Source organism: Xanthomonas sp. D-36-1, from assembly GCF_017746155.1.
Taxonomy (GTDB): Bacteria; Pseudomonadota; Gammaproteobacteria; order Xanthomonadales; family Xanthomonadaceae; genus Xanthomonas; species Xanthomonas cissicola.
The window spans coordinates 215,650-221,774 of the sequence record NZ_JAGHWR010000030.1 but is presented as its reverse complement, the minus strand read 5'-3'; the positions used below and the strand labels follow the sequence as shown (position 1 = coordinate 221,774).

At 67.9% G+C, this 6,125-nt stretch carries 6 protein-coding genes; all 6 read left to right on the top strand.

What is annotated here, in order from left to right:
- Positions 1–202 precede the first annotated feature (202 nt).
- The 6 genes from J7367_RS10335 (at position 203) to J7367_RS10310 (ending at position 6,122) form a co-directional block, all read left to right on the top strand.
- A complete protein-coding gene (locus J7367_RS10335; protein WP_057658895.1) occupies positions 203–1,066 on the top strand; it encodes a CoA-transferase in 864 nt (287 codons plus the stop codon).
- Positions 1,063–1,851: a CoA-transferase subunit beta gene (locus tag J7367_RS10330; RefSeq protein WP_057658893.1), complete on the top strand. Its 789-nt coding sequence runs from the start codon at positions 1,063–1,065 to the stop codon at positions 1,849–1,851. The genes J7367_RS10335 and J7367_RS10330 overlap by 4 nt, the downstream gene beginning before the upstream one ends.
- Positions 1,848–3,056: a 3-oxoadipyl-CoA thiolase gene (pcaF, locus tag J7367_RS10325; RefSeq protein WP_057658892.1), complete on the top strand. Its 1,209-nt coding sequence runs from the start codon at positions 1,848–1,850 to the stop codon at positions 3,054–3,056. The genes J7367_RS10330 and pcaF overlap by 4 nt, the downstream gene beginning before the upstream one ends.
- Positions 3,057–3,134: 78 nt before the next feature.
- The gene (gene pcaH / locus J7367_RS10320; protein WP_022558020.1) at positions 3,135–3,872 is read left to right on the top strand and encodes a protocatechuate 3,4-dioxygenase subunit beta; all 738 of its coding nucleotides are present in this window, start codon (positions 3,135–3,137) and stop codon (positions 3,870–3,872) included.
- A 4-nt stretch (positions 3,873–3,876) separates the two neighbouring features.
- Positions 3,877–4,440, top strand: coding sequence for a protocatechuate 3,4-dioxygenase subunit alpha (gene pcaG / locus J7367_RS10315; protein WP_057658890.1), 564 nt, complete (start codon positions 3,877–3,879; stop codon positions 4,438–4,440).
- Positions 4,441–4,799: 359 nt separating this feature from the next.
- Positions 4,800–6,122 carry a 3-carboxy-cis,cis-muconate cycloisomerase gene (locus tag J7367_RS10310; RefSeq protein ID WP_057658882.1) on the top strand — a complete coding sequence of 441 codons (1,323 nt, stop codon included), beginning with the start codon at positions 4,800–4,802 and terminating at the stop codon, positions 6,120–6,122.
- The last annotated feature ends 3 nt before the right edge of the window (positions 6,123–6,125 follow it).

Sequence of the window (6,125 nt, the reverse complement as noted above, 5' to 3'; positions counted from 1 at the left end):
GTTGATCAGACCTTCCTTAGCGCGCATCGCAACGCTGGCGTCCGCTTGCGAGCGAAGTTATGTGTACACCGGAGACAATGTGGGCGCGCCACTGGTCTGGCGAAATTGTGCGAATATCGATTCGAGTCACCGATTATCGGATTGACCGTCCCGTCGGCTGCGCCTACCGTGACCCCACGCTCGCTGTGCTGAAGGGAACGCAATGGCCGAAATCGTCGCTCTCGCCGACGCGGTGTCGCAGCTGATCGCCGATGGCGACTGCGTGGCGATGGAAGGCTTCACCCATCTGATTCCGCAAGCGGCCGGGCACGAAGTCATTCGCCAGCGCAAGCGCGCGCTGCGTCTGGTGCGCATGACGCCGGACCTGATCTACGACCAGTTGATCGGCGCCGGCTGCGCGACAGCGCTGCGGTTTTCCTGGGGCGGCAATCCCGGCGTCGGCTCGTTGCACCGGTTGCGCGATGCAGTGGAACACGCCTGGCCGCAGCCGCTGCAGATTCGCGAACACAGTCACGCCGATATGGCCAATGCCTATGTGGCCGGTGCGTCGGGGCTGCCGTTTGCAGTGTTGCGCGGGTATGTCGGTTCGGATCTGCCGCGCGTCAACGACAGCATCAGGTTCCTGCAGTGCCCGTATACCGGCCAGACACTGGCCACCTCGCCGGCCGTCAATCCCGATGTCACGGTGATCCACGCCCAGCAGGCCGATCGCCGCGGCAACGTGCTGCTGTGGGGCATTCTGGGTGTGCAGAAAGAGGCCGCGCTGGCAGCGCGCAAGGTGATCGTGACGGTGGAAGAGATCGTCGACAGCCTCGATGCGCCACCCAATGCCTGCATCCTGCCGCGTTGGGTGGTCGATGCGGTCTGCGTGGTGCCCGGTGGCGCCGCGCCCTCGTATGCGCATGGCTATTACGCGCGCGACAACCGGTTCTATCTGGCCTGGGATGCGATCGCGCGCGACCGTGCGACGTTCCAGGCCTGGATCCAGGCGCATATTCTCGACACCGACGACTTCGCCGGTTTTCAGCGCGTGTATGCACGGTCGCAGCAGCAGGTGGCCGCATGAGCGCCTACAGCACCAACGAAATGATGACGGTGGCCGCTGCGCGTCGCCTGCCCGATGGCGCGGTGTGTTTTGTCGGCATCGGCTTGCCGTCCACTGCCGCCAATCTGGCGCGGCTTACGCATGCGCCCGACGTCACCTTGATCTACGAATCCGGCCCGATCGGTGCGCGCCCGCAGGTTTTGCCGCTCTCGATCGGCGATGGCGAGCTGGCCGAAACCGCCGACACCGTGGTCTCCACGCCAGAGATCTTCCGCTACTGGTTGCAGGGCGGGCGCGTGGACGTGGGCTTTCTGGGCGCGGCGCAGATCGATCGCTACGCCAACCTCAACACCACCGTGATTGGCTCCTATGACGCACCGAAGACGCGGCTTCCCGGCGCCCGTGGCGCGCCGGAAATCGCGGCCAGCGCCAAGCAGGTGTTCATCATCATGCGCCAATCCACACGCAGCTTCGTTTCACGCTTGGACTTCATCACCACGGTCGGGCATCTGGACGGGGGCGATGCGCGCGCGCGTGCCGGCCTGCCCGGCGCCGGCCCGACCGTAGTCGTCACCGACCTGTGCGTGATGGAGCCCGACCCTGTGACCCGCGAACTCACCGTGACCTCGTTGCATCCCGGCACCACGCGCCAGCAGGTCAGCGCGGCGACCGGGTGGCCGATCCGGTTCGCCGCCGACCTTGCACACACCACGCCGCCCAGCGGTGCCGAGCTGGACGCCCTGCGCGCGCTGCAGGCACGCACCGATGCGGCACATGGCGCGCAGGCAGCGGGAGCCCAGGCATGAGCGAGGTGTATCTGATCGATGGCATCCGCACGCCGATCGGCCGTTACGGTGGCGCCTTGTCCAGCATGCGTGCCGACGACCTGGGCGCAGTGCCGATCGCCGCATTGCTGGCGCGGCAGCCGCAGCTGGAGCCGGCCGCAATCGACGATGTGTACCTGGGCTGCGCCAACCAGGCCGGCGAAGACAATCGCAATGTCGCGCGGATGAGTCTGTTGCTGGCCGGCGTGCCGTCTTCGGTGCCGGGCAGCACGCTCAATCGCCTGTGCGGCTCGGGCTTGGACGCGATCGGCACGGTGGCGCGCGGCATGCGTGCCGGCGAACTGGATCTTGCCATTGCCGGCGGTGTCGAATCGATGTCGTGCGCGCCCTGGGTGATGGGCAAGGCCGACAGCGCCTTCGCCCGCACCCAGCAGCTGGAAGACACCACCATGGGCTGGCGCTTCATCAATCCGCGCCTGCAAGCCGTCTATGGCATCGAATTGATGGGTGAAACGGCAGAGAACGTGGCACAGCGGTATGCCATCGCGCGCCAAGACCAGGATGCGTTTGCCCTGCGCAGCCAGCAGCGCGCAGCGGCGGCGCAGGCGGCCGGTTTTTTCGATGGAGAAATCACCCCGGTGGCCGTGGCCGCGCGCAAGGGCGGCGATGCCTCCACCGTCGAACACGATGAAGCGCCGCGTCCCAACACCACCGCCGAGATGTTGGCCAAGCTCAAACCGGTGTTCCGCCAGCCCGGTACCGTGACGGCCGGCAATGCCTCCGGTCTCAACGATGGCGCCGCTGCCTTGCTGCTGGCCTCGGCGCAGGCCGTGCAGACGCATCGGCTGACGCCGCGTGCGCGTGTGCTGGGGTTCGCCTCGGCGGGCGTGGAGCCGGCGTACATGGGCATCGGCCCGGTGCCGGCCACCGAGCGTCTGCTGGCGCGCTTGAACCTGCGCATCGCGCAGTTCGATGCGATCGAACTCAATGAAGCCTTCGCCGCGCAGGCGCTGGCCTGCACGCGTGCATTGGGCCTGGCCGACGATGCCGCACACGTCAATGCCAACGGTGGCGCCATTGCGCTTGGGCATCCGCTCGGCATGAGCGGCGCGCGGCTGGCGCTGACCTTGCTGCGGCAGCTGGAGGCGGGCAACGGGCGGTTCGGGCTGGCCAGCATGTGCATCGGCGTGGGGCAGGGCGTGGCGTTGGCGATCGAGCGCCTGTGAACCTGCCGTTGCAACCTCCCTCGTCCTTCCCTCGCACCCATGTCGTTCGAGTCGTCTTGCTGCCGACGGAGATTCAAGATGCGCGATCCCACCGCTGAGCAACCTGCCATCGCCGCCGAACCGCTGCTCGGTTATCGCCGCAGCCGGCCCGGTACGCAGCCGGCCTACCTGCATCCGGCATACGCTTCCACCACCCTGCGCGGGCCCACGCGTGCGCCGATCGACCTGCCGGTCACGCTGTCGGAAGTCACTGGCCCGCGCCTGGACCGGCTTACGCTGGGCGCGCACGCGGCCGATCTCACTGCCGGTTTCAGTGGCGCGCCGCTGGGCGAGCGCATCATCGTCTCCGGCCGCGTGCTCGACGAAAACGGCAGGCCGGTCCGCAACAGCATCGTTGAAGTGTGGCAATGCAATGCGGCAGGCCGCTACCAGCACGCTGGCGACCAGCACGACGCACCGCTGGACCCCAACTTCCGCGGCACCGGCCAGGTGCTGACCGATGCGCACGGCCGCTACAGTTTCAAGACCATCAAGCCGGGCGCGTATCCGTGGCGCAATCACTACAACGCCTGGCGGCCGGCGCACATCCATTTTTCGTTGCACGGCGATGGCATCGGGCAGCGGCTGGTCACTCAGATGTATTTCCCCGGCGACCCGCTACTGGCGCACGACCCCATCTACAACTGCGTCGACGATGCGTTGGCGCGTGAACGCATGGTGTCCAGTTTCGACTGGGAAAATGCGGTCAGCGAATACGCATTGGCCTACCGCTTCGACATCGTCTTGCGCGGTCGCAAGCAAACGGTCTGGGAGTGACACGATGAGCCTGCATGCAACGCCGTCGCAGACCGTCGGCCCATATTACCGGCTTGGCTTGGAGCCGCTGTATCGCCAACAGATCGCACCTGCGCAGGCAGCGGGCGCGCATGTGCAGATCAGCGGTTGCATCTTCGATGGTGCCGGCGCGCCCGTGGCCGATGCGGTGCTGGAAGTGTGGCAAGCCGATGCTGCCGGCATCTATGCGCATGCGGCCGACCCTCGCTGCCAGGCGCACGACCCCAGCTTCGACGGCTGGGGCCGCGTGCCGACCGACGCGCACGGGCGTTTTTCCTTCAGCACCATCAAGCCGGGCAGGGTGGCGGGCCCGGACGGCAAGCAGCAAGCAGCGCATCTGACGGTGCTGGTGTTCATGCGCGGCCTGCTGCGCGCGGCGTCGACGCGGCTGTATTTCGCCGACGACCCGCAGCTGGGCAGCGACCCGATCCTGGCGCTGGTGCCGGCTGAGCGGCGCGCCACCTTGCTGGCCCAGCCGCTTCCAGGTGGTGCCTACACCTGGGACATCCACATGCAGGGTGAAGCGGAAACGGTGTTCTTCCGCTATTGATCCGCATGCCGATCTTGAAACGCCGTCTGTGTGCGGGGACCGCGCTGCATCCTGCCGGCACGCTGCCGCGCCAACAGCGCCAACAGCGCCAACAGCGCTACGCGCGCGAGTGCACAAGCGCCCGCCGCCACAAAACCGCCCAGGTCTCTCCGGCGGCACGCAATGCGCCATGACGGCGCACGCACACGCCTCAGGGGCGGCGGTCCGCGTGGCAAACGCGCGTGCACGCACCGCAAGTACGCATGGCCTCATCCACATCACCCCGGCAGTGGCAGGCGCGCCGCATGCATTGCCCTTTGGTCTAGTTGGCACCCTGGGACATCGGTGCGATGCTGCCGGCACGCCTAGAGATGCAATGCATGAGCGCGACATCTTCGTTGTTGGGATCCTTGTTCGGCGCGCCTGCGTGCGAGGCCTTGTTCGACGATGCCGCGCGCGTGCAGGCGATGCTGCAGTTCGAGTCCGCACTGGCGTGCGCCCAGGCGCAGTGCGGGGTGATTCCCGCCGAGGCCGCGCAGGCCATTGCCGCTGCCTGCGATGTGCAGCACTACGACCTGGCCGCGTTGGCGCAGGCCACGGCGCTGGCCGGCAACCCCGCCATTCCGCTGGTCAAGGCGCTGACCGCGCAGGTGGCCGCGCACGACAACTCCGCTGCGCGCTGGGTGCACTGGGGCGCGACCAGCCAGGACGTCATCGATACAGGCACGGTGCTGCAGCTGCGCGCTGCGCTCGATCTGTTGCTGCCGCGTCTGCACGCCCTGTACGCCGATCTGGCGGTGCTGGCCGAAAGCGAGCGCAACACCGGCCTGCCCGGACGCACCCTGCTGCAACAGGCCGTGCCGGTCACCTTCGGGCTCAAGGTCGCCGGTTGGCTGGACGCCCTGCAGCGTGCGCAGCAGCGCCTGCACGGCTTGCGGCGCGATGCCCTGGTGCTGCAGTTCGGCGGCGCGGCCGGCACCCTGGCCTCGTTGCAGGGCCGTGGCCTGGAAGTGGCGCAGGCCTTGGCGAGCACGCTGGCGTTGCCGCTGCCTGCGCTGCCCTGGCATACCGCGCGCGACCGCATCGTCGAGGTCGGCTGCGCCTTCGGCCTGCTGGCTGGCACGTTGGGCAAGATCGGCGGCGACGTGGTGTTGCTGATGCAATCGGAGGTGGGCGAAGCGTTCGAGCCGGCCGCCACCGGCAAGGGCGGCTCGTCGGCGATGCCGCACAAGCGCAATCCGGCCTCCAGCGTGGCAGCGGTGGCTGCGGCCACCCGCGTACCGGGCCTGGTCGCCACCTTGTTCAGCGCCATGGCACAGCCGCACGAGCGCGCGGCCGGCCAATGGCATGCCGAATGGGACACCTTGCCGCAGATCGTCTGCCTCACCGCCGGCAGCCTGGCGCAGATGCAGCTGTGCCTGTCCGGCCTGGAACTGGATCGCACGCGCATGCAGGCGCATTTGGACAGCCACGGCGGGCTGCTCTACGCCGAGGCGGCGGTGTTCGCGCTCGCGCCACACCTAGGCAAGCCGCAGGCGCACGCCCTGGTGGAACAGGCAGCGCTGCGCGCGCAGGCACAGCAACGGCATCTGCGCGCGGTGCTCACGCACGCGCAACTGCAGGCAGTGTTCGATAGCGCAAGTTGGCGCGGCATGTCCTCGGTGTGGATCGACCGCGTGCTGGCTGGATCTTCTTCCTGTTGACGG

Coding starts and splice junctions, on each gene's coding strand:
- J7367_RS10335 (WP_057658895.1), top strand. CDS start 203: ATGGCCGAAATCGTCGCTCTCGCCGACGCGGTGTCGCAGCTGATCGCC.
- J7367_RS10330 (WP_057658893.1), top strand. CDS start 1,063: ATGAGCGCCTACAGCACCAACGAAATGATGACGGTGGCCGCTGCGCGT.
- pcaF (WP_057658892.1), top strand. CDS start 1,848: ATGAGCGAGGTGTATCTGATCGATGGCATCCGCACGCCGATCGGCCGT.
- pcaH (WP_022558020.1), top strand. CDS start 3,135: ATGCGCGATCCCACCGCTGAGCAACCTGCCATCGCCGCCGAACCGCTG.
- pcaG (WP_057658890.1), top strand. CDS start 3,877: ATGAGCCTGCATGCAACGCCGTCGCAGACCGTCGGCCCATATTACCGG.
- J7367_RS10310 (WP_057658882.1), top strand. CDS start 4,800: ATGAGCGCGACATCTTCGTTGTTGGGATCCTTGTTCGGCGCGCCTGCG.